Origin of the sequence: Microbacterium salsuginis, assembly GCF_012524205.1 — a bacterium.
GTDB lineage: Bacteria > Actinomycetota > Actinomycetes > Actinomycetales > Microbacteriaceae > Microbacterium > Microbacterium salsuginis.
Genome location: NZ_JABACI010000006.1, coordinates 115,118 through 134,169, shown reverse-complemented (window position 1 = coordinate 134,169; position 19,052 = coordinate 115,118). Strand labels below are relative to the sequence as shown.

Annotated in this window: 21 protein-coding genes; 10 read left to right on the top strand and 11 right to left on the bottom strand. The window is 68.9% G+C overall.

Annotated features, from left to right (window positions below):
* Nucleotides 1-64: 64 nt before the first annotated feature.
* The gene (locus HF576_RS19340) at nucleotides 65-988 is read left to right on the top strand and encodes a 5'-3' exonuclease H3TH domain-containing protein (protein WP_168914476.1); all 924 of its coding nucleotides are present in this window, start codon (nucleotides 65-67) and stop codon (nucleotides 986-988) included.
* A 43-nt stretch (nucleotides 989-1,031) separates the two neighbouring features.
* Here HF576_RS19340 and HF576_RS19335 read toward each other — a convergent pair whose 3' ends face one another.
* Complete coding sequence (locus tag HF576_RS19335) at nucleotides 1,032-1,637, bottom strand: hypothetical protein (protein WP_168914475.1); 606 nt, start codon at nucleotides 1,635-1,637, stop codon at nucleotides 1,032-1,034.
* On the opposite strand from HF576_RS19335, the gene HF576_RS19330 reads away from it, so the two are divergent.
* The 3 genes from HF576_RS19330 (at nucleotide 1,626) to HF576_RS19320 (ending at nucleotide 3,322) form a co-directional block, all read left to right on the top strand.
* Nucleotides 1,626-2,210 carry an ATP-binding protein gene (locus tag HF576_RS19330; protein WP_168914474.1) on the top strand — a complete coding sequence of 195 codons (585 nt, stop codon included), beginning with the start codon at nucleotides 1,626-1,628 and terminating at the stop codon, nucleotides 2,208-2,210. The genes HF576_RS19335 and HF576_RS19330 overlap by 12 nt on opposite strands.
* Nucleotides 2,207-2,878 (top strand): response regulator, encoded by a 672-nt coding sequence (locus HF576_RS19325; RefSeq protein ID WP_168914473.1) that lies wholly within the window; start codon nucleotides 2,207-2,209, stop codon nucleotides 2,876-2,878. The genes HF576_RS19330 and HF576_RS19325 overlap by 4 nt, the downstream gene beginning before the upstream one ends.
* Before the next feature lie 138 nt (nucleotides 2,879-3,016).
* Nucleotides 3,017-3,322: an SHOCT domain-containing protein gene (locus HF576_RS19320; protein WP_168914472.1), complete on the top strand. Its 306-nt coding sequence runs from the start codon at nucleotides 3,017-3,019 to the stop codon at nucleotides 3,320-3,322.
* A gap of 72 nt (nucleotides 3,323-3,394) precedes the next feature.
* Here HF576_RS19320 and HF576_RS19315 read toward each other — a convergent pair whose 3' ends face one another.
* From HF576_RS19315 to trpD, 3 genes are all read right to left on the bottom strand, one after another.
* Nucleotides 3,395-4,396: a PHP domain-containing protein gene (locus HF576_RS19315; RefSeq protein ID WP_168914471.1), complete on the bottom strand. Its 1,002-nt coding sequence runs from the start codon at nucleotides 4,394-4,396 to the stop codon at nucleotides 3,395-3,397.
* Between the two features lie 30 nt (nucleotides 4,397-4,426).
* Complete coding sequence (locus HF576_RS19310) at nucleotides 4,427-4,918, bottom strand: aromatic ring-opening dioxygenase LigA (RefSeq protein WP_168914470.1); 492 nt, start codon at nucleotides 4,916-4,918, stop codon at nucleotides 4,427-4,429.
* An 86-nt stretch (nucleotides 4,919-5,004) separates the two neighbouring features.
* Nucleotides 5,005-6,066 carry an anthranilate phosphoribosyltransferase gene (trpD, locus tag HF576_RS19305; RefSeq protein WP_168914469.1) on the bottom strand — a complete coding sequence of 354 codons (1,062 nt, stop codon included), beginning with the start codon at nucleotides 6,064-6,066 and terminating at the stop codon, nucleotides 5,005-5,007.
* Between the two features lie 186 nt (nucleotides 6,067-6,252).
* On the opposite strand from trpD, the gene ctaE reads away from it, so the two are divergent.
* From ctaE to HF576_RS19280, 5 genes are all read left to right on the top strand, one after another.
* Nucleotides 6,253-6,897: an aa3-type cytochrome oxidase subunit III gene (ctaE, locus tag HF576_RS19300; protein WP_168914468.1), complete on the top strand. Its 645-nt coding sequence runs from the start codon at nucleotides 6,253-6,255 to the stop codon at nucleotides 6,895-6,897.
* A gap of 21 nt (nucleotides 6,898-6,918) precedes the next feature.
* On the top strand, nucleotides 6,919-7,722 hold the full coding sequence (gene qcrC / locus HF576_RS19295) for a cytochrome bc1 complex diheme cytochrome c subunit (protein ID WP_168914467.1): 804 nt from the start codon (nucleotides 6,919-6,921) through the stop codon (nucleotides 7,720-7,722).
* A gap of 35 nt (nucleotides 7,723-7,757) precedes the next feature.
* The gene (gene qcrA, locus HF576_RS19290) at nucleotides 7,758-8,837 is read left to right on the top strand and encodes a cytochrome bc1 complex Rieske iron-sulfur subunit (RefSeq protein ID WP_168914466.1); all 1,080 of its coding nucleotides are present in this window, start codon (nucleotides 7,758-7,760) and stop codon (nucleotides 8,835-8,837) included.
* Nucleotides 8,834-10,696, top strand: a complete 1,863-nt coding sequence (qcrB, locus tag HF576_RS19285) for a cytochrome bc1 complex cytochrome b subunit (RefSeq protein WP_205835494.1) — start codon at nucleotides 8,834-8,836, stop codon at nucleotides 10,694-10,696. The genes qcrA and qcrB overlap by 4 nt, the downstream gene beginning before the upstream one ends.
* Nucleotides 10,697-10,857: 161 nt before the next feature.
* Nucleotides 10,858-11,277, top strand: coding sequence for a rhodanese-like domain-containing protein (locus HF576_RS19280; protein ID WP_168914465.1), 420 nt, complete (start codon nucleotides 10,858-10,860; stop codon nucleotides 11,275-11,277).
* Between the two features lie 7 nt (nucleotides 11,278-11,284).
* Here HF576_RS19280 and HF576_RS19275 read toward each other — a convergent pair whose 3' ends face one another.
* From HF576_RS19275 to HF576_RS19250, 6 genes are all read right to left on the bottom strand, one after another.
* A complete protein-coding gene (locus HF576_RS19275) occupies nucleotides 11,285-12,088 on the bottom strand; it encodes a PP2C family protein-serine/threonine phosphatase (RefSeq protein WP_168914464.1) in 804 nt (267 codons plus the stop codon).
* A 59-nt stretch (nucleotides 12,089-12,147) separates the two neighbouring features.
* Nucleotides 12,148-12,612, bottom strand: coding sequence for an aa3-type cytochrome oxidase subunit IV (locus tag HF576_RS19270; RefSeq protein WP_168914463.1), 465 nt, complete (start codon nucleotides 12,610-12,612; stop codon nucleotides 12,148-12,150).
* Entirely contained in the window at nucleotides 12,613-14,376 is a 1,764-nt protein-coding gene (gene ctaD / locus HF576_RS19265; RefSeq protein ID WP_168914462.1) for an aa3-type cytochrome oxidase subunit I, read from the bottom strand.
* A 2-nt stretch (nucleotides 14,377-14,378) separates the two neighbouring features.
* Nucleotides 14,379-15,272 carry an aa3-type cytochrome oxidase subunit II gene (ctaC, locus tag HF576_RS19260; protein ID WP_168914461.1) on the bottom strand — a complete coding sequence of 298 codons (894 nt, stop codon included), beginning with the start codon at nucleotides 15,270-15,272 and terminating at the stop codon, nucleotides 14,379-14,381.
* 170 nt (nucleotides 15,273-15,442) lie between these two features.
* Nucleotides 15,443-15,817: an iron-sulfur cluster insertion protein ErpA gene (gene erpA / locus HF576_RS19255; protein WP_168914460.1), complete on the bottom strand. Its 375-nt coding sequence runs from the start codon at nucleotides 15,815-15,817 to the stop codon at nucleotides 15,443-15,445.
* 104 nt (nucleotides 15,818-15,921) lie between these two features.
* A complete protein-coding gene (locus tag HF576_RS19250; RefSeq protein ID WP_168914459.1) occupies nucleotides 15,922-17,322 on the bottom strand; it encodes a dipeptidase in 1,401 nt (466 codons plus the stop codon).
* A gap of 47 nt (nucleotides 17,323-17,369) precedes the next feature.
* Here HF576_RS19250 and HF576_RS19245 point away from each other — a divergent pair, with 47 nt between their 5' ends.
* Nucleotides 17,370-17,966 carry a DUF3043 domain-containing protein gene (locus HF576_RS19245; protein WP_168914458.1) on the top strand — a complete coding sequence of 199 codons (597 nt, stop codon included), beginning with the start codon at nucleotides 17,370-17,372 and terminating at the stop codon, nucleotides 17,964-17,966.
* 27 nt (nucleotides 17,967-17,993) lie between these two features.
* Here HF576_RS19245 and HF576_RS19240 read toward each other — a convergent pair whose 3' ends face one another.
* Nucleotides 17,994-19,019: a quinone-dependent dihydroorotate dehydrogenase gene (locus HF576_RS19240; protein WP_168914457.1), complete on the bottom strand. Its 1,026-nt coding sequence runs from the start codon at nucleotides 19,017-19,019 to the stop codon at nucleotides 17,994-17,996.
* Nucleotides 19,020-19,052: the final 33 nt, after the last annotated feature.

The following is a 19,052-nucleotide window of genomic DNA, read 5'->3' as shown; positions in this document are numbered from 1 at the left end:
AGGTGCCTCGCTGCAGCCGCCTTTCCGCCGCGCGCGCGTCGCACCCGCGTGCCAGGATGAAGCGGTGACCGACCGCCTCATGCTGCTCGATTCCGCCTCCTTGTACTTCCGCGCCTTCTACGGCGTGCCCGACACGGTGCGGGCGCCCGACGGCACGCCGGTGAACGCGGTGCGCGGATTCCTCGACATCATCACGAGGCTCATCACGACGTACCGGCCCACGCACCTCGTGGCGTGCTGGGACGACGACTGGCGGCCGCAGTGGCGCGTCGACCTGATCCCGACCTACAAGACCCACCGCGTGGCCGAGGTGGTCGCCGCAGGCCCCGACATCGAAGTCGTGCCCGATCCGCTCGAGGTGCAGGTGCCGGTCATCCGCGACACGCTCGACGCGCTGGGACTGCGCATCATCGGCGCGCCCGCGCACGAGGCCGACGACGTCATCGGCACGCTCGCGACGACGGCGACGATGCCCGTCGACATCGTGACGGGCGACCGCGACCTCTTCCAGCTCGTCGACGACGCGCGCGAAGTGCGCGTCATCTACACCGCGCGAGGCATGAGCAACCTCGAGGTCGTCACCGACGCGACCGTGGTGGCCAAGTACGGCGTGCTGCCGGGGCAGTACGCCGACTTCGCGACCCTTCGCGGCGACTCGTCCGACGGCCTGCCGGGTGTCGCGGGAATCGGAGACAAGACAGCCGCGGGTCTGCTGGCAGCCCACGGCGACCTCGCCGGCATCCTCGCGGCCGCCGAGACGAGCGAGGGGATGTCGGCCGGAGTGCGCGCGAAGCTGCTCGCCGGTCTGCCCTATCTGGCCGTCGCACCGCAGGTGGTGGCCGTCGTGCGAGATCTGCCGCTGACGGTGCCCGACACACGGCTGCGACCGCTCGACGACCAGGGCAAGGCGGATGCCACGTCTCTCGCCGAGCGCTGGGCTCTGGGCACCGCGATGACTCGCATCGTCGGCGCGCTCGACACCTTCTGACCCGCGCCGTACTCCCGCGGGAGTACGGCGGAGCGTCCTGCCGTCAGATTCCGCATAGACGAGCCCGGCGTACGATCGTGCCCATGCCAGGCCGCACGTGGGACGAGTCCGGCTCGCGCTTCCGGCGATCGACGGCGGTCGGGCTGGTGGTCCCGGTCGTCGTCTCGCTGCTGATCCAGGTGCCCGGCACGATCGGCGCCTCGTGGTGGCAGCACGTGCCGCTGCCCGCCGCGCTGACGAGCATCGCTCTGGCCGCGGCATCCGCCCTCGCTCTCCTGGCCGCACGCCGCTGGCCCGGCCCCACCGTCGCGGTGGTGGCGGCGCTGGTGACCGTCGACCTCTTCGTCCCGCCGGTGTTCGGGCCGCCGCCGGCCGCCCTCGCCTTCGCGATCATCGGCGCGGTCGTGCGGGGAGCCCGCATCTGGGCCCTCTCGGCAGTCGGCCTCGCCTGGCTCGCGGCGATCGTCGGCGCCGAGCTGACCGGCTCGCAGTGGCATCCGGTGCGGATCGCCGTCGCGACGCTCGCGCTGGCGGTCTGCTTCGCCATCGGCGAGGGGATCCGTGCGCGCAGCTCGCGGCCCGCCGGCGCGCCGCCGAGCAGGAGGAGCGCACGCGCATCGCACGCGAGCTCCATGACGTGCTCGCGCACTCGCTCAGCCAGATCGCCGTGCAGTCGGGCGTGGGGCTGCACCTCTTCGACCGCGAACCCGAACGTGCCCGCGAGGCGCTGGCCAACATCCGATCGCTCAGCGCGACCGGGCTCGACGAGGTACGCGGCGTGCTCGCGTTCCTGCGTGGCGACGAGGTGGGCGCGCCCGACACGGCTCCGCTCACACCTCAGCCGCAGCTGGCGCAGCTGCCGTCGCTCGTCGCAGGCCGATCCGGGCTGGGGCTCACGGTCGCGCTCGAGGACCGCATCGACGGCGATGTGCCGGCCAGCGCCGTGCAGACCGTCGCGTACCGCATGGTCCAGGAGGCCCTCACGAACGTGGTGCGTCATTCGGCCGCGTCGCACGCGACCGTGACGGTCGCTCGCGACGGCGGCAGCCTCGTGCTGACCGTCACGGACGACGGGGCAGGCTTTCCCGCCGGCACCGTGGAGCGGGGCGGCATCCGGGGAATGCGGGAGCGTGCCGAACTGGCCGGCGGCGGTCTCGAGGTGGAGAGCGGACCGCGCGGCACGAGCGTGGTCGCCCGCCTGCCGTGGGAGGGTGCGTCATGATCCGGGTCGTGCTCGCCGACGACCACCAGCTCGTTCGGGCGGGATTCCGCGCGCTGCTGGACTCGGAACCCGACATCGAGGTCGTCGCCGAAGCGTCCGGCGGCCGCGACCTGGTTGCGTCGCTGCGACGCACCAGGGCAGACGTCGCGCTGGTGGACATCCGCATGCCCGACGGCGACGGCCTGTGGGCGACGGAGCAGATCACGGCCGATCCCGCGCTCGCCGCCGTGCGGGTCGTGATCGTGACGACGTTCGAGCTCGACGAATACGTCACCCGCGCCATCCTGGCCGGCGCGAGCGGGTTCCTCGTCAAAGACACCGAACCCGCCGACCTCATCCGCGCCGTGCGGGTCGTCGCCGGCGGCGACGCGCTCCTCTCGCCCGGCATCACCAGGCGGCTCATCGAGCGCGCCGCGGCGGGCATGCGCCCGACGGCGGATGCCCGCGCGCTGGACGCGCTCACGGAGCGCGAGACGGACGTCCTGCGGCTCGTGGCCGAGGGCCTCACGAACGAAGAGATCGGCGCGCGCCTGCACCTGTCCCCTCTGACGGCGAAGACGCACGTCTCGCGCATCATGCAGAAGCTGCACGCTCGCGACCGGGTGCGGCTGGTGATCCTCGCGTACGAGGCCGGGCTGGCCACGCCGGGCTGGCATACCTCGCCCTGACCTCTGCGCGGCCTCGTACTCCGCACGGAGCAGCCCAAGTCACTCCGCGCGGCGGATTCGCTCCCGGTGCGACTCGCCTTGACTGACGGCATCCGGTCGTTCCGTCCTGGTCCGGCCGGCTCGAGAGAGGACACCCGCATGACTGCAACGCTCGCCACCGGGATGCTGGCAGCCCCGGTCGCCGCCCACTACGCCGGCCCGTGGGGGCCCGGCTGGTGGTTCCTGTTGATCCCGCTGTTCTGGATCGCCGTGTTCGCCGTTCTCTTCGCGATCTTCGGGCGCCGCTGGCGTCGCGCGGCAGAGAACGGGTACGGCCCGCACGGCCGGCTGAGTCCTGCCCGCCAGGCCGAGGCGACGCTCGCCGAACGCTTCGCCCGCGGTGACATCGACGAGACGGAGTACCGCGCGCGGCTGGAGGTGATCCGCACCAACGCCACCGGATGATGGATGCCGCGACCCGCGCCGGGCACGACGCCCGCCGCGGGTCGCGGCGACGGCTTTCCGGCCCTGACTCGGCTACGCGCCGCGCGACCGCCCGGTCCAGGCTCGGAGCCGCTCCACCTCCCAGGTCGTGACGATGCGTTCGGGCGGAACGCCGATCCGCTCCGCCCGCTCGGCGCCGTAGTCGAGCAGCGACAGCTGCCCCGGCGCATGGGCGTCGGAATCGATGGAGAAGAGGCAGCCGATCTCGAGAGCGAGCGCCATGAGTTCATCGGGGGGATCCTGGCGCTCGGGTCGCGAGTTGATCTCGACCGCCACGCCGTTCTCGACGCACGCCTCGAACACCGGCCGCGCGTCGAACGTGGAGGGCGGCCTGGTGCCGCGGGACCCCTCCACGAGGCGTCCGGTCACATGGCCGAGCACGTCCACGCGCGGGTTCGACGCCGCCGCGACGAGCCGGCGGGTCATCGGCCCGCGCTCCATGCGCAGCTTCGAGTGCGCCGAGGCGACGACGACATCCAGCTCGTCCAGTAGCTCCGGCTCCTGATCGAGCGTGCCGTCGTCGAGGATGTCGACCTCGATGCCCGAGAGCAGAGTGAAGCCGTCGCCGCTCATGCCGCGGATCACCTCGAGCTGTGCGCGCAGCCGCTCCGGAGAGAGCCCGTTCGCTACCCGCAGTCGAGGCGAGTGGTCGGTGAGCGCCAGATACCCGTGCCCGAGCGCACGTGCCGCGTCGACCATCAGGTCGATCGACGTGAGGCCGTCCGACCAGTCGCTGTGCGAGTGCAGGTCGCCGCGCAGCAGCCCTCGCAGCGTGGACGCCCGCTGAACGCCCGCGCGCTCGCGCAGATCGGCGAGGTACGCCGGCACGCCCCCGGCCAGCGCCTCCTGGATCACGGCGAAGGTCGAGTCGCCCACGCCCTTGCGGCGGCGCAGCGAGGCCGAATCCCGCAGCTCGGCATCGCTCAGGCCCGCGATGGCGTCGGCCGCCGCACGGAAAGCCTTGGACTTGTACCGCGACGACCGCTCGCGCTCGAGCAGCGTCGCGATCTCGCTGAGCGCGTCGTGAGGATTCACTCGCCCTCCGGCTCGGTCGTGCGCGTCACGTCAGGCGACTCGCGCCGACTTCACGACGACCGGCGCACCGGCCAGCCGGTGCAGCGCCCAGCCGAACATGATGGACAGGATGCCGATTCCGATGGCGAAGGCGGCGACGCCGAACGAGACCACCGAGGTGAACAGCGACGCACGCAGGAACGAGGCGTTCATCATGGTGGCGCGCAGCGGGTCGTCCTGGGGCAGCTCGGCGTACGTCTTGCCCTCGGACGCCTCCAGCGCGTGGTGCTGGATGATGTCGGCCTGCACGAACGCAGTGAACGGCCCCGCAACGGTCTGCCCCTGGAACGCCATCGCGTCGTCCGGGATCGCGATGCGCTCGGCCTGCAGCTGCGTGGACACCATGATCCACACCACGATGCCGACGACGATCAGCACGACGCCCGCGAGGATCCCGAGGATCCCGACGACCTTCACTCCACCGAGCGAGCGTGCGGGCGGCTCGACGGATCCTTCCACGGCGGCGGCGGTCTGATCGGTCATCACGTCCTCCTGACGGTGGCTGTCCCCCGCCACACGCTAGCGGGAGCCGGCGACCGGGTGGAAGACCGTCGTGATGCGCGTCGTCCTCAGCGGGCGAGTTCGCGCGTGGTCTCGACCCAGCGGTCGAGTGTCGCCGCCGCGGCGCCGCCGTCGATGGCGGCCGCGGCCTCACCCTGCGCCTCGGCCAGCCGCTCGAGGATCGGCCGCTGCACCTCGGTCGCGTCACGGAACAGCCGGTAGGCGACGATCCCGGCGGCGGCGTTGAGCAGCACGATGTCGCGGACCGCCCCCCGCTCGCCCTGCAGCACCCGCCGGACGACGGCCGCATTGTGCGCCGGGTCGCCGCCCAGCAGGTCGTCGATCTCGGCGAGCGGGATACCGAGGTCGCGCGGATCGAGGTCATGCTCGTGCACGTCGCCGCGGCTGACCTCCCATAGCCGGCTGTGCCCGGTCGTCGTCAGCTCGTCCAGTCCGTCGTCGCCGCGGAACACCAGGGCGGTCGCGCCCCGCGTGCGGAAGACGCCCGTGATCAGGGGCACGCGGTCCAGGTGCGCGACGCCCACCGCGTTGGCCTCGGCGCGCGCGGGATTGCAGAGCGGCCCCAGGAAGTTGAACACGGTCGGCACACCCAGCTCGCTGCGCGACGGGCCGGCGTGCCGGAACCCGGGGTGGAACGCGGTGGCGAACGCGAACGTGATCCCCGCTCGCGAGAGCGTCTCGGCCACGGCCTCGGGCGAGAGCGTGAGGTCGACTCCGAGTGCGCCGAGCACATCCGACGAACCGGACGCGGAGCTCGCCGCCCTGTTGCCGTGCTTGACCACGGGGACACCGGATGCCGCGGCCACCAGCGCCGCCATCGTCGAGACGTTCACCGTGCCGAAGCGGTCGCCGCCGGTGCCGACGATGTCGAGCACCGCCGCATCCACGGGCAGCGGCAGCGCCGCCTCGAGGATCGCGTCGCGGAAGCCGACGATCTCGTCGACGGTCTCCCCCTTCGCCCGCAGCGCGAGCAGGAACCCCGACAGCTGCGACGGCGTCGCGGCGCCCGACATGATCTGGCGCATCGCCCACGTCGACTCCGACACGCTCAGGTCGCGCCTCTCGAGCAGCGCGGTCAGGATCCCGGGCCAGGTGTAGAGCTCCGCCATAACCGAGAAGCCTAGCGGGGGCGCGAGATCGCAATGCGTTCGTGACACCGCGTCCCATCCGAGCCGAACCGGCGTGTTCACCGCACGTTCACGGCCGACTCGCGGTGTTCTCTTAGGACGCCCTAAGTTCGGTAGGGGGCAAATAGTGCCCCGCGATGCGAAAATCGCGGCGTCGCATCGGCCATAATGGGGTGTGTGACGACCTCCACAGCGACCTACTCCCAGGCCATGCGGTCCGTCAAGCGGCCGGATCCGGTCGCTGTCGGCACCATCGTGTGGCTCGGCAGCGAGGTGATGTTCTTCGCGGGCCTCTTCGCGATCTACTTCACCCTCCGCAGCACCTCGCCCGATCTGTGGGCCGAGAGCACGCAGCTGCTGAACGTCCCGTACGCCCTCGTGAACACCATCATCCTGGTGCTCTCGTCGGTCACGTGCCAGATGGGCGTGTTCGCGGCCGAGCGGTTCCAGCCCTACACGGTGAAGTCGAACTCGTTCTGGCAGCGCTGGGGCATGGTCGAGTGGTTCTGGCTGACCTTCGCGCTGGGCGCCATCTTCGTGTCGGGCCAGGTGTGGGAGTACGCGCAGCTGGTCGCCGAGGGCCTCCCCATCAGCGCCAACGCGTACGCATCGGCGTTCTACCTGACGACCGGCTTCCACGCCCTGCACGTCACCGGCGGCCTCATCGCCTTCCTGCTGGTGATCGGACGCGCGTACGCCGTCAAGAACTTCGGGCGCAAGGAGATGACGTCCTCGATCGTGGTGTCGTACTACTGGCACTTCGTCGACGTCGTCTGGATCGCCCTGTTCGCCGTCATCTATTTCCTGAAGTAAGAGCGGAGCTGATTCACCGACATGGCACGAGAGACCACGCGCCGCTCGAAAGGACGCCGGAGCCCCTGGGCCACCGCCGCGCTCATCGGCCTCGGGCTGCTGATCACCGGCGGCGTCTACGCCGGTGCCTCCGCCGCGATGGCGGCCACCACGCCCGAGACGAGCGTCGACTCGGCGCTCACTGTCGAGGACGGTGAGCGCCTGTTCCAGGCGAACTGCGCGACCTGCCACGGACTCGACGTCCAGGGCACGGACGACGGCCCCTCCCTCTACGGCGTCGGCGAACTCGCCGTCCACTTCCAGATGAGCACCGGCCGCATGCCCCTGCAGATGCAGGGTCCGCAGGCGCCGCAGAAGCCCGTCCAGTTCACCGATGAGCAGATCGCCGCGATCGGCGAGTACATCCAGTCCATCGCCCCCGGTCCCAGCTTCCCCGATGAGGAAGTCCTGGACGGCGAGGGCAGCGCGGCCGAGGGCGGCGAGCTGTTCCGCATCAACTGCGCGATGTGCCACAACGTCGCCGGCGCCGGCGGTGCGCTGACCGAGGGCAAGTACGCCCCGGCGCTTCACGAGACCACCCCGCTCAACATGTACGCGGCGATGGTCACGGGTCCCCAGAACATGCCGGTCTTCAACGACATGACGCTGACGACCGAAGAGAAGCGCGACGTCATCACCTACCTGCTCTACCTGCAGGACAACCAATCGGCGGGTGGGTTCTCGCTCGGCTCGCTGGGCCCCGTGTCCGAGGGCCTCTTCATCTGGATCTTCGGGATCGGTTCGCTGATCGCACTGACCGTGTGGATCACGGCGAAGTCCAACTGATCACGAACGAACACGCAACACTGACGAGGAGCAGCATGGCACACGAGGACGACCCGCTCGAGCACGAGAGGGCTTCTTGGAAGCCCTCCCCCGGGCTCGCCGTCGCGGTGAACGACCCGGTGCGCAACCCGGAGCTCCCGCCGCACCGCGAGCGGATGACCGACAAGGACCCCGCCGCCATGAAGCGCGCGGTCCGCACCGTCTACACCCTCTTCTACCTGTCGATCGCCGGCAGCATCTGGGCCATCGCGGCGTACATGCTGTTCCCGATCGAGAGCGGCCGGATCATCGACATCCGCCACAACAACCTCTTCATCGGCCTGGGCATCGCCCTTGCGCTGCTCGCGATCGGCATCGCCGCGATCCACTGGTCCAAGGCGATCGTCTCCGACAAGGAGTTCATCGAGCCCCGTCACGCGACGCGCGGGCGCGACTCGACGCGCGAGGCCGCGATCAAGGCCTTCGCCGATGCCGACGCCGAGTCCGGCTTCGGCCGCCGCGTGCTGATCCGCAACTCGATGATCGCGGCGCTGGTCGCCTCGATCGCCCCGGGCATCGTGCTGTTCCGCGGCCTGGCGCCGTTCAGCTCGCCCGAGCACCCCAACGCCGGAGACCCGGTCGCGCTCCTCGAGCACACGATGTGGAAGGAGGGCATGCGCCTGGCGCATGACCCGAGCGGCGAGCCCATCCGCGCCGCCGACCTGACCCTCGGCTCGGCCGTGCACGTCATCCCCGAGGAGCTTGCGGCCCTCTCGCACCACGACGGCTACCTGGAAGAGAAGGCCAAGGCCATCGTCCTCCTGGTGCGCCTGCTCCCGGAGCAGCTCACCGAGTCGGAGGAGCGCAAGGAGTGGTCGTACAACGGCATCGTCGCGTACTCCAAGGTGTGCACGCATGTCGGCTGCCCGGTCGCTCTCTACGAGCAGCAGACGCACCACCTGCTGTGCCCCTGCCACCAGTCGCAGTTCGATGTGACCGACCACGCGAAGGTCATCTTCGGACCTGCCGCCCGTCCGCTGCCGCAGCTGCCCATCACCGTCGATGATGAGGGGTACCTCGTCGCGCGCAGCGACTTCACCGAACCCGTCGGCCCGAGCTTCTGGGAGCGTCATTGAGTACCGCCACTCACCCCACCGAGAACGTCACTCGGGAGCCGGCCGTCTCCGACGGGCCGCTCCCGGCACGTGACAAGCCGCTCGGCGGCCGCTTCATCGGCGCCACCGCCAACTACATCGACGAGCGCACGAGCCTCTCGGGCTTCGTCAAGGAGCTCGGCCGCAAGATCTTCCCCGACCACTGGTCGTTCATGCTGGGCGAGATCGCCCTGTGGAGCTTCGTCGTCGTGCTCCTGTCGGGCACGTTCCTGACGTTCTTCTTCCAGGCGTCGATGGTCGAGACCCACTACACCGGCGCCTTCCTCCCGATGCGCGGCATCGAGATGTCCGCCGCGATGGCCTCGACCCTCGAGATCTCGTTCGACATCCGCGGTGGCCTTCTGGTCCGTCAGATCCACCACTGGGCCGCGCTCGTGTTCGTCGCCGGCATCGGCGTGCACATGCTCCGCATCTTCTTCACCGGTGCGTTCCGCAAGCCTCGCGAGCTCAACTGGGTGATCGGCTTCATCCTGTTCATCCTGGCGATGGCCGAGGGATTCACCGGCTACTCGCTGCCCGACGACGTCCTCTCGGGCAACGGCCTGCGCATCATCGACGGCATGGTCAAGGGCATCCCGCTGATCGGCACATGGACCTCGTTCCTGCTGTTCGGCGGCGAGTTCCCGGGCACCGCGATCGTAGGACGCCTGTACACGCTGCACATCCTGCTGCTGCCGGCCATCCTCGTGGCGCTGCTCGTACTGCACCTGATGCTCATGGTCATCAACAAGCACACGCAGTTCGCGGGACCGGCGCGCTCGAACAGCAACGTCGTGGGCTACCCGATGATGCCGGTCTACATGTCCAAGATGGGCGGGTTCCTCTTCATCACGTTCGGTGTGATCGTGCTGATCGCATCGCTGTTCACGATCAACCCGATCTGGAACTACGGCCCCTACGACCCGTCGCCGGTGTCGGCCGGTACGCAGCCTGACTGGTACATCGGCTTCGCCGACGGCATGCTCCGCCTCATCCCGCCGGGCTGGGAGTTCGTCTTCCTGGACCGCACGTGGTCGTTCAACATCCTCGTGCCGCTCGGCGTGATCGGCGTGTTCCTCGTCCTCGTGCTGATCTACCCCTTCATCGAGGCGTGGGTCACCGGTGACAAGCGCGAGCACCACATCGCCCAGCGCCCGCGCAACGCCGCGACGCGCACCGCGATCGGCGCCGCCGGCGTCACCGTGTACGCGGTCATGTGGGCTGCGGCATCCTCCGACATCATCGCGACGCACTTCTGGCTCACGATGGAGGGCGTCATCCACACCCTCCAGGCGCTGCTCATCGTCGGCCCGATCATCGCCTACTTCGTGACCAAGCGCATCTGTCTCGCGCTGCAGAAGAAGGACCGCGAGATCGCGCTGCACGGCTACGAGTCTGGCCGTATCGTCCGCCTTCCCGGCGGCGAGTACATCGAGGTCCATCAGCCGGTCGACGAGTACGACCGCTACAAGCTGGTCGATCACGAGATCTACGAGCCGCTCGTCGTGCGCCCCAACGCCAAGGGACGCATCCCGTGGCACGAGAACCTGCGCGCGTCGATCTCGCGCTGGTTCTTCGAGGACCGCCTCTCCCCCGTCACGCAGAGCGAACTCGACGCGGCGCTGGCACACCAACACCACTCGCTTGATCACATCGCCGCCGAGGAGGATGCCGAGCTGCAAGGTGCACATGAGCGCGCCGGTGTCCCGGATGCTCCTCACACGCCGATCGACGACGGGCGCAACTCCGAGACGGCCGTGCGCCCCTCGAATGTGATCGTCCCCGAAGCAGAGCCCGGCACCAAGTCGCCGCGCAACCGCGACAAGGAGTCCGGCGCGTAGGACGCACCGTCGAACGCGCCGGATGCCCGGCACGACCCCATCGGTCGTGCCGGGCATCACTCGTTCCGGGACCGCGGAACCGCGACGAAACGGCAGGATTCCGCCGACCGATGTCGGCGCCGGCCACCGAGGACGGTTCTCGTCGTCCGTAGGGTGAAGACATGACTGATGCACTGACGTACTTCTCCACGAAACTCGCCCTCGAGACGGATGCCTCGGACGTGTACGCGGCGCAGAAGGCCGGCGAGGAGTTCGTGCTCGTCGACGTGCGCGGCGACGAGGCGTGGGCGCAGGGGCGCATCCCGGGCGCAGTCCACATCCCGTACCGCGAGATCGCGGATCGCGCGGCATCTGAGATCGATCGCGCGACGCCCGTCGTGGTGTACTGCTGGAGTCCGGGCTGCAACGCCGGCGCGAAGGGCGCGCTGGAGTTCGCGAAGCTCGGCTATGCCGTCCGGGAGATGATCGGCGGCTACGAGTACTGGGTCCGCGAGGGTCAGCCGACGGAGAACGACGGCGGCGCACTCCCCCGGGTGTTCGACCCCCAGGTCATGGTCGTGCGGGCGCCAGCGGGCGTCTGAGCGCCGCTCAGGCGGATTCGAGCCCCTCCATGAATCGATCCGTCGCCGACCCGTAGAACGAGGGCTCCGCCGAGATGCCCTCGGCGAGCTGCCCCGGGATGACGTCGGCGATGACCACCGTGACATTGTCGAAGGTGCCGGCCTCCAGCGCGCGATCGACGCAGGCACGCGCGGCATCCTCCGCACGAGCGTGAGCCGTCACGAGAGTCAGGATCTCGGCATCCGGCACGTAGTCCGACAGGCCGTCGCTGCACAGCAGCCAGCGGTCGCCCGGGCGCGGCTCGAGCTCGACGATCGCGGGTGCATCGCGCTCGGCACCGCTCAGCGACGCGGTGATCACGTTCCGGCGAGGATGGGATGCCGCATCCTCTTCCGCCACGATCCCCCTGTCGACCAGAGCCTGAACCAGGGAGTCGTCTCGGGTCTGTCGGGTCAGAATGCCGTCCCGCAGGCGGTAGGCGCGCGAATCGCCGGTGTGCGCGAGCAGCAGCGCTCCGGCTCCCGATACGAAGAGCCCGGTGAAGGTCGTGGCCATCCCCGACAGTGACGGATCCCGCTCGACGTGCGCACGCAGATCCCAGTTGGCGGCGCGCACGCTCGCCGCCAACTGCTCGGTCTCGAGCCCCGTCGGGCGTCCGGCGGCGAGCCTGTGCACGAAGGCGGCGGACGCGAGGTCGCCGGCCGGTCCTCCGCCCACGCCGTCCGCGACGGCGACGCCCCACGAGGCGGTGAAGGCCGCGTCCTGGTTGACGAGCCGGTGCGCCCCCACGTCCGAGACGGCGGCAGACAGCAGAACGACGTGAGGCTCCATCAGGGATGGAGCCTCACGTCGGTGAATCGGCACGACCGAGAGATCAGGTGCGGGCCGGGTCAGCGTGCAAAGTAGCCGCGGTAGTACTCGTACACCCAGCCGACGATCGCGACGACGAACACCGCGAAGCCGATCGGCATCAGCCACGTGCCGACCGCGAGCCCGATCATTGCCAGGGCCGCCGAGAACGCGAGGACGATCGGCCACCACGACCACGGGCTGAACTCACCCAGTTCGGGGTCGCCGTCATCGATGTCGGCCGTGAGGATGTCCTCGGGCAGCTCACCGCCCTGCGCCTTGTGCACCTTGCCGATGTAGAACGCGATCAGGGCGCCCATGAAGGCGGTGAACAGCAGTGCGACACTGCCGACCCATTCGATCGAGAGCGTGACCGTCTCCCAGTAGGACTGGCCGCCGGTGGCGTTGGTGTCCCAGTGCGAGATCAGGTTCCAGCCGGTGTACAGGACGGCCACCAGGAAGAAGAAGGCGGCGAGGAGCCACCACAGTCCGGCGTTGGTGCGCACTTACTTCACCTCTCCCTCGGCGAGATCGGCAACCGGGGCTTCAGGCGCGTCCTTCGCCGGTCCGACGCCGACCGGGATGCCGGCTTCCGGGTGGTTCAGGTCGAACGCGGGACGCTCGCTGCGGATGCGCGGGATCGACGTGAAGTTGTGACGCGGCGGCGGGCAGGAAGTCGCCCATTCCAGCGACGCGCCGTAGCCCCACGGGTCGTTAACCGTCACCTTGGGCGCCTTGCGCGACGTGATCCACACATTGAACAGGAACGGGATCATCGAGGCGCCTAGCAGCATCGCGCCGATCGTCGACACCTGGTTCTGCCACGTCCAGCCGTCGGCGGCCGAGTAGTCCGCGTACCGGCGGACCATGCCGTCCACGCCGAGCCAGTGCTGGATGAGGAACGTCATGTGGAACCCGATGAACAGCATCCAGAAGTGGACGTACCCGAGTCGCTCGTTCAGCATCTTGCCGGTCCACTTCGGCCACCAGAAGTAGAAGCCCGCGAACATCGCGAAGACGACGGTTCCGAACACGACGTAGTGGAAGTGCGCGACGACGAAGTACGAATCCGACAGGTGGAAGTCCAGCGGTGGCGAAGCGAGGATGACGCCGGTGAGCCCACCGAAGACGAACGACACCAGGAAGCCGAGGGCGAACACCATAGGCGTCTCGAACGTCACCGATCCGCGCCACATGGTGCCGATCCAGTTGAAGATCTTCACACCCGTCGGCACCGCGATCAGCATCGTCATGAGCGCGAAGAACGGCAGCAGCACGGCGCCGGTGACGTACATGTGGTGAGCCCACACGGCGACCGACAGAGCCGCGATCGCGATGGTCGCGTAGACGAGCGTCTTGTATCCGAAGATCGGCTTGCGGCTGAACACCGGGAAGATCTCCGACACGATGCCGAAGAACGGCAGCGCGATGATGTAGACCTCCGGGTGCCCGAAGAACCAGAACAGGTGCTGCCACAGCAGGACACCGCCGTTGGCGGGGTCGTAGATGTGGGCGCCGAGGACACGGTCGGCGGCCGCCGCCAGGATCGCCGCGGCGAGCACGGGGAACGCCATCAGGATCAGGATGCTGGTGACCAGCGTGTTCCACGAGAAGATCGGCATGCGCCACATGGTCATGCCGGGCGCGCGCATCGTGATGATGGTTGTGATGAAGTTCACGGCACCGAGGATGGTGCCGAAACCGCTCATGCCGAGCCCGAGCATCCAGAGGTTGCCTCCGGCGCCGGGCGAGAAGGTCGCTCCCGCCAGGGGCTGATAGGCGAACCATCCGAACGAGGCCGCACCCTGGGGCGTCAGGAACCCGGCGACGGCGATCGTCGAGCCGAACAGGAACAGCCAGAAGGCGAACGCGTTCAGACGCGGGAAGGCGACGTCGGGAGCGCCGATCTGCAGCGGCAGGATCGCGTTCGCGAAGCCCGCGAACAGCGGGGTCGCGAACATGAGCAGCATGATCGTGCCGTGCATCGTGAAGAGCTGGTTGTACTGCTCCTTCGTCGGCACGATCTGCATGCCCGGCTCGAAGAGCTCGGCGCGGATGATGAGCGCCATCACTCCGCCCAGCAGGAAGAAGATCACCGATGCGATGAGGTAGAGGTAGCCGATCGTCTTGTGATCCGTGGAGGTGATCCACTTGACGATGATGTTGCCCTTCTGCTCCACGCGCGTGGCGCTGAGCAGTGCGGCCTGACGCGGCGGCAGGGTGGTCGGGCGACCCTGCGTCGTCTCCTCGAGCGGAAGCGTCGTCGCCATGATCAGTTGTCTCCCTCTTCGTCCTCAGGCGTCCCACCCGTGCCCGGCTGGTTCTGCAGACGGTCGTAGGCGTCGTTGATGTCGCCCGTCTGGTCGGCGTCGCGGAGAGTCTCGAGGTAGTCCTCGTACTCTTCGGCGCTCACGACCTCGACGTTGAACAGCATCATCGAGTGATACTCGCCGCACAGCTCGGCGCACTTGCCGGCGTACGTGCCCTCTCGGGTCGGCGTGAAGGACCAGTAGTTGTCCTTGCCGATGTACATGTCCTTCTTGTACAGGAAGTCGATGATCCAGAACGAGTGGATGACATCGCGCGACTGCAGCTTGATCTTCACGCTCTGGTCGACCGGGAGGACGAGGGTGGGCAGCTCGCTGGTCACGTTGCCCTGCGCGTCCGTCTGGGCCTGGACGCCCATGGTCCAGACCGTGTCCTCTTCGGTCTCACCGTCGTACTGGAAGTCCCACGACCACTGCTTGCCGATCGCGGTGATCTCGACATCGGGGTCTTCGAACTGCGTCTCGAGGATCGTCTGGTCGCGCGCGGTGAACGCGAAGAACCCGATCACGAGGATCAGCGGCACGATCGTGTAAAAGATCTCGATCGGCATGTTGTATCGCAGCTGCACCGGGAGTCCGCGCTGCCCCTTGCGGCGGCGATACGCGATCGCCGCCCAGCCCATGAGGCCCCACGTGATGACGCCGACGACGAGGAGCACGATCCACGAGTTCACCCACAGGCCCGCGACCATGTCGGTGCGGTCGGTGGCCGGCTGGCCGCTCTCGATGAAGCCGGGAAGATAGCCGTGCAACTCCGTCGGGGTGCATCCGGCGAGGACTGCAGCCGTTGCGATCCCGAGTGGGAGAACGGCCCAGCGGATACGGCGTTTCGAAGGCACGGTGCACCTTTCCGGATCGCGAACAGGACTCTCGCCAGTCTAGGGCAAGCGCCCAGTGGATTCAGGCCAACCGCCCAGGTTGAATCGTGTCCTCAGCACGGAAAACGGCGGGCCCGGGCGCCTTTTGAAGCGCCCGGGCCCGCCGGAAAAGTACCCGCGTGGTCAGCCGATCAGTGGAAGCTGTCGCCGCACGCGCAGCTGCCCGCAGCGTTCGGGTTGTCGATCGTGAAGCCCTGCTCCGAGATCGTGTCCTTGAAGTCGATCATCGCGCCGTCCAGGTACGGAACGCTCATGTCGTCGACGATGACCTCGACACCGTCGAAGTCGACGGTCTTGTCGCCGTCGAGGTAGCGCTCGTCGAAGTACAGCTGGTAGATCAGGCCGCTGCAGCCGCCGGGCTGGACCGCCACGCGCAGGCGAAGGTCGTCGCGTCCTTCCTGCGAGAGCAGGTTCTTGACCTTGAGCGCGGCGGCGTCGGTCAGCTGCACACCATGCTCACGGCTGGGCGCCTGAGTCTGGTCAGTCGTCAGTGCGGTGTCGGTCATGGCACTCCTCCGGACGGGCCGCCCGGGATGATGGGTCCGTGTGGGCAGCGGGATGCGTCGATTCTACGCGCGCCCGCCGTGAGGCGGCTCCGAACCGGGCGTGTTCAGGCATCCGGTGTGCGCGCGTCGAGCTTCTCCAGCAGCAGCGCCTCCGAGAGCACGGCGTTTCGGAACGTCTCCAGGTGCAGCGACTCATTGGGGCTGTGGGCTTTGGCATGCGGGTCTTCGACACCGGTGACGAGGATCTGCGCACTCGGAAACTCCCGCACCAGGTCCGCGATGAACGGTATGGAACCACCGACACCGATGTCGACCGACTCGACGCCGTACCCTTCGTGCAGCGCCTCGCGTGCTGCTTCGACCGCCCAGCCGGACGTGTCCACGAGGAACGCGTCGCCGAAGTCGTGATCCGAGAACTCCAGCTGAGCGCCGAACGGGGCGTGCGCGCGCAGATGCTCCTCGATGGCGGTGTACGCATCTCGGGCCGTCTGTCCGGGCGCGATCCGCGCGCTGATCACGACGGAGACCTCGGGGCTGAGGGTGTTGGAGGCGTTGACGACGCTCGGCGCGTCGATCCCGGTGACCGTGATCGACGGCTTGTTCCAGATACGGCTGAGGATCGTGCCCCGGCCCACGGGCGACACGCCGTCGGGAAGACCGGCCTCATCACGCAGGGTCTCTTCGCTGTACGGCGGGGTCTCGGCATCCCGTTCCGTCAGTCCCGCGACGGCCACCGCGCCGTCTTCATCCCACAGGGTCGACAGCAGCTTCACCGTCGCCATCATCGCGTCCGGCACCGCTCCCCCGAACATCCCGGAGTGCGACGCGTGCTCGAGGGTCCTCACGCGCATCGTGAACCGCGTGTTGCCGCGCAGCGAGACGGTGAGGGCAGGCGTCTTGTCGTCCCAGTTGCCCGAGTCGGCAACGACGATCACGTCGGCGCGCAGTGCGTCGGCGTTGTCAGTGAGGAACTGCGCGAACGAGCGCGATCCCGCTTCCTCCTCACCCTCGAAGAACAGTGCGACGCCCAGGTCGAAGTCTTCGCCCACGGCCTCCTTGAGTGCGCGCAGGGCGGCGATGTGCGCCATGATCCCGGCCTTGTCGTCCGCGGCGCCACGGCCGTAGAGGCGACCACCGCGCACCGTGGGCTCGAAGGGAGCCGACTCCCACAGTGCCTCGTCGCCGACGGGCTGCACGTCGTGGTGCGCGTAGAGAAGGATCGTCGGGCGCCCGTTGCGAGCGGCCCGCGTGGCCAGCACCGCGGGGTTGCCCTGCTCCCCCGTGCCCGGGATTCCCGCGGTGCGGATCTCGACGCTCTCGAAGAGCCCGGTCTCGCGCACGAGCGCCGCGACCGCTTCCGCACTGCGCTCCACCTCGGCCGGGTCGAAGCCCGGGAAGGCGACGGACGGAATCCGCACCAGTCCGCCCAGATCGGCGATGGCGGAGGGGATGCCGGATGCCGCGGCTTCGCGCACAGCATCCTGTCGGGAGAGCTCAGAGGTCATGCGGGTAATCTTAAGGGCACCCCATTTCCTGACTCCAAGGAACACCCGTGGCCAAGACACCCGCAGCATCCGCCCCGAACGAGGCCCCCTCCGAGGGAACCGTTCTCAACGGCGCACCCGTCGGCGGCGCCACGACGAAGGGTCGACCCACCCCCAAGCGCTCGGAACAGGAGGCCGCCCGCAAGCGTCCGCTCGTCGCCGACACCAAGGAGGCCAAGGCCCGCGCCCGCGCCGATCTGGCCGCGCAGCGCGAGAAGGCCCGCCTCGGCATGGCCGCCGGTGACCCGCGTTACCTCCCGGCGCGCGACCAGGGTGCGCAGCGCAAGTTCGTGCGCGACTGGGTCGACGCCGGCTGGCACCTCGGCGAGGCCGTGATGCCCGCGATGGTGCTGGTGATCCTCGCGACCTTCATCCCGGCACCCGCGGTGCAGTACTACGCCTTCATCGGGCTGTGGATCTTCATCCTCTTCGTGATCGGCGACATGGTGATCACATCGATCGCCGTGAAGCGCGCCATCAAGCGCAAGTTCGGCGAGGGCAAGATGGAGAAGGGCCTGGGCTGGTACGCGGCGATGCGCACCGTGCAGATGCGGTTCCTGCGTCTGCCGAAGCCCCAGGTCAAGCGGGGCCAGAAGCCCGCCTGACCGGTTCCGCCGGCCACGAGCAGCGCCTTAGCCGCGTTTCGCGAGCCCCCGATTGATCTGGCGCGCCCAGAGCGGCCCACGGTAGAGGAACGCGGTGTAACCCTGCACCAGGGTGGCGCCGGCATCCATCCGCTCTCTGACGTGAGCGGCGGTCTCGACACCGCCCACCGAGACGACGCAGAAGTCGGCTGGGACCGCAGCACGCACGAGCCGGAGAACCTCGAGAGAGCGTGTCCTGAGCGGCGCTCCGGACAGTCCGCCGTCCCCGGCGGCCGCGACGGTCGCCGGATCCGTCGCGAGTCCCTCGCGCGAGATCGTCGTGTTGGTGGCGATGAGGCCGGCGAGGCCGAGTTCGACGGCGAGCCGTGCGACCGCCTCGACCTCGTCGTCCGCCAGGTCGGGAGCGATCTTCACCAGGAGCGGGGTCGTGCCGGCGGCGTTGTGCACCGCGTGCAGCAGCGGGCGAAGGGTCTCGACGGCCTGCAAGCCTCGCAGCCCGGGTGTGTTGGGTGACGAGACGTTCACGACGAGGTAGTCGGCCAGCGGCGCGAGCAGCGAGGCGCTGCGCACGTAATCCGCGGTCGCCTCGGCGACGTCGACCACGCGACTCTTGCCGATGTTGACGCCGAGCACCGCGCGGCGCGAACGTCGCCGGAGCCGGCGCAGCCGCTCGGCCGCCGCTTCGGCGCCGTGATTGTTGAAACCCATGCGGTTGATCACCGCGCGGTCGGGGATCAGCCGGAAGAGGCGAGGCCGCGGGTTGCCCGGCTGCGGGATCGCCGTGAGGGTACCCACCTCGACGTGGCCGAAGCCGAGCGCGAAGAGACCGGCCGCACCCTTCACGTCCTTGTCGAATCCGGCGGCCACACCGAAGGGCGATTCGAAGCGAAGCCCGAGCGCCGACGTCGCCAGTTCGGGCGCCGGGCGGGTGAGCGCGCGTGCCGCCCACGAGAACGGTGGGACGCCCAGCATCCGGATCACCGCCATCGCCGCGTGGTGAGCCGACTCGGGATCCATGCGCGAGAGCACAGTGCGGAAGAGGAGCGGATACATCCCGTCCAGGCTATCCGGTCGCGCTGCGCCGTC